The organism is Streptomyces sp. NPDC043854, assembly GCF_056436005.1.
Genome location: NZ_JBWKDK010000123.1, coordinates 1 through 3,343, shown reverse-complemented (window position 1 = coordinate 3,343; position 3,343 = coordinate 1). Strand labels below are relative to the sequence as shown.

The window sequence follows — 3,343 nt, the reverse complement described above, 5'->3', positions numbered from 1 at the left end:
GGCAGGAAGGGCCTGGATGCCTTCGCGGACCGGGTGGAGATCGGTTCGGGTGGCTGGAACGGGATGAAGGGCCTGTTCGGGGGTGACTTCAACGGGGACGGCAAGGACGACATCGGTGCGGTGAAGGCCGAGACGGGCGAGTTGTTCCTGTACCCCGGTACGGGCAAGAAGGGCCTGGAGGCGCTGGGTTCGCGTTCGCTGATCGGTACGGGCGGCTGGAACGGGATGAACAAGCTGGTGTCGCCGGGGGACTTCAACGGGGACGGCAAGGACGATCTGATCGCGGCGAAGACGGAGACGGGTGAGCTGTTCCTGTACCCGGGCACCGGCCAGCCTGGCCTGACCGCGCTCGGCTCGCGCGCACAGATCGGCACGGGCGGCTGGAACAGCATCTCGGACTACGCGGGTGCCGACTTCAGCGGTGACGGCAAGCCGGACCTCGCGGCGGTGGACTCCGACCCGCACCAGACCGGCAAGCTCTACCTCTACGAGGGCAACGGCAAGGGCCTGGAGGACCGCACCGAGATCGGCACCGGCGGCTGGTGACCACCTCGGCCGCCGCACCCCACCAGTAGCACCAGGCGCCACCGGGCGGGCCCGCACTCCGCCACGGCCCGCCCCACCGCCACCCCGCACACGCAGCTCAACACCCTTGCCCAGGCCGGGGCGAGCGCGCCCGATCCGACCGGCGCGCCCCCGGCCTGCGGCCTCCCTCACGGAGCCGAAATGACACTTCAGCATGCGCGCAAGCATGCCCGCGGACCGGCCGCGTTCCTCGCGGCCGCCGCCGTCCTCGCCGCCCCGCTGGCCACCGCCACCGCGGCAACCGCAGCCGCACCGGGCACCCCGACACCGGTCCCCGTCACCTACCGCGGCCTGACCCTCGACGTCCCCGCCGACTGGAACGTCGTCGACCTCGAGGAGCGGCCCGACACCTGCGTCCGGCTGGACCAGCGCACCGTCTACCTCGGCCACCCCGGCGCAGACCAGAGCTGCCCCACCCACGTCATCGGCCAGAAGACCGACGCCGTCGTGATCGAGCCCGTCGCCGGGTCCGCCCCGCGCCCCGGCCTCCCCGTGGTGAACGTCCCCTCGGGCGGCACTGTGCCCGCCCTCCCCGCCGACGAGGGCAACGAGGTACGGGTGGTGTTCGAGGCGGCCGGCCTGTCCGCGACCGCCTCCCACGGCGGTTCCAGCGCGGCCGTCCAGCGGGTCCTGGCCTCCGCGCGGTTCGACGCCTCGGCCCGCCCCGGCATCGCACCCGCCCCCCGCCCGCCGGCCCCTGCACCCCAGGCGGCGTCCGCCGCCCCCAGCACCGGGTTCACCGGCAAGGCCTTCGACGCCTGCGCCGCCCCGTCCAACGCCGCCATGCGCGCCTGGGCAGACTCGCCGTACCGGGGCGTCGGCATCTACATCGGCGGCCCGACGCGCGTCTGCGCCCAGCCCAACCTCACCGCGTCCTGGGTCCGTACGCAGACCGCCGCCGGCTGGCACATGCTGCCCGTCTACGCAGGCGTCCAGGCGGGCGGCCTGTCCGCCGACGGCGCCGCCCGCCAGGGGCGCACCGCCGCCGAGAAGGCCGTGGACCTGGCGAAGGACCTCGGCTTCGTACCCGGCACCGTCCTGTACGTCGACATGGAGGCGTACTCCCCGAACCACCGGACGAAGGTGCTCACCTACCTCTCCGCATGGTCGGACCGGGTCCGCGAACTCGGCTTCCGCTCGGGCGTGTACAGCTCCTCCGACAGCGGCATCAAGGACCTCGACTCGGTCTACGACTCGCCCTCCCACCACCGCCCGGACGTGGTGTGGACGGCGAACTGGAACGGCAAGGCGGACACCGCCGACCCGAACCTGCCGTCCGGCCACTGGCCGGGCCGCCGCCGCGTGCACCAGTACGCCGGGAACGTCACGGAGACCCACGGCGGAACCCGGATCAACATCGACCGCAACTACATGGACGTCGCCCCGGCCGCCCTCGACCCGGGCATGACGGAACTGGCCGGCGGCGACTTCAGCGGCGACAGCCGCAAGGACGTGGTCGCCGTACACGTCGAGACGGGCAAGCTGTACGTCTACCCCAACACCGGCCGGAGCGGCCTGAACATGCTGGGCGACCGCGTCGAGATCGGCTCGGGCGGCTGGAACGGCATGCACAACCTGACGGTCGGCGACTTCAACGGCGACGGCCGCGACGACCTCGTCGCGTCGAAGAAGGACACCGGCGAGCTGTACCTCTACCCCGGCACGGGCAAGAAGGGACTCGATGCCCTCGCCGACCGGGTGGAGATCGGTTCGGGCGGCTGGAACGCCATGAAACACCTCGCCGCAGGCGACTTCAACGGCGACGGCAAGGCCGACCTGATCGCCGCGAAGACGGAGACCGGCGAACTCTTCCTCTACCCCAACACCGGCCGGGGCGGCCTGAACATGCTGGGCAGCCGCACCCTCGTCGGCTCCGGCGGCTGGAACGGCATGAACAAGGTCGTCAGCGCCGGCGACTTCAACGGCGACGGCGGCCCCGACCTCATCGCCACCAAGACGGCGACGGGGCAGCTGTTCCTCTACGCAGGCGCGGGCGGCACCGGCCTGAACATGTTCGACGCGCCGCTGGAGATCGGCAAGGGCGGCTGGAACGGCATCTCCGACTACGCGGGCGCCGACTTCACCGGTGACGGAGTCGCCGACCTCGCCGCCGTCGACTCCGACCCGAACCAGACCGGCAAGCTCTACCTCTACCGCGGCAACACCACCACCGCCGGCTTCGATCCGCGCGTCGAGATCGGGACGGGGGGCTGGTGATGGCCAAGACGACCTCGCCCGCGACCGGAGCACGAGGCCGGCGGGGACGGAAGCGCGCGCTGACGCGTGCCGTGCCGCTCGCCGTCCTGCCGGCTGCCGTCCTGTCCGTACTCGGCCCCGCCGCGCCCGCGTCGGCGGCATCGGTCGCCACCTGGGACAAGGTGGCCGCCTGCGAGAGCGGCGGCAGATGGCACCTCAACACCGGCAACGGCTACTACGGCGGCCTCCAGTTCTCCCCGGGCACTTGGGCGGCTTTCGGCGGCAAGGACTACGCGCCCCGCGCCGACCTCGCCACCAAGGAGGAGCAGATACGCACCGCCGAGAAGGTGCTGGCCCGGCAGGGCGAGGACGCCTGGCCGACCTGCGGGCCCCGGGCCGGCCTCGGACGCGACCACGCGGACCCGTACCCGCCGAAGCCGAAACCGAAGCCGAAGCCGTTCGATCCGGGGATGGCGGAGCTGTCGGGCGGTGACTTCAACGGCGACGGCCGCAAGGACCTCGTCGCGGTCCACGTGGAGAGCGGCAAGCTGTACCTCTACCC

3 protein-coding genes are annotated in these 3,343 nt (G+C 72.4%); all 3 read left to right on the top strand.

Going from position 1 to position 3,343, the window contains the following annotated elements:
- Positions 1–546 (top strand): FG-GAP repeat domain-containing protein (locus AC068A_RS37230; protein ID WP_478590729.1); only part of this gene is annotated, 546 nt, incomplete at its 5' end.
- Between the two features lie 180 nt (positions 547–726).
- Entirely contained in the window at positions 727–2,802 is a 2,076-nt protein-coding gene (locus tag AC068A_RS37225) for a glycoside hydrolase domain-containing protein (protein WP_478590728.1), read from the top strand.
- The coding region (locus tag AC068A_RS37220; protein ID WP_478590727.1) for a transglycosylase family protein at positions 2,802–3,343 on the top strand (542 nt) is incomplete at its 3' end. The genes AC068A_RS37225 and AC068A_RS37220, both read left to right, overlap by 1 nt.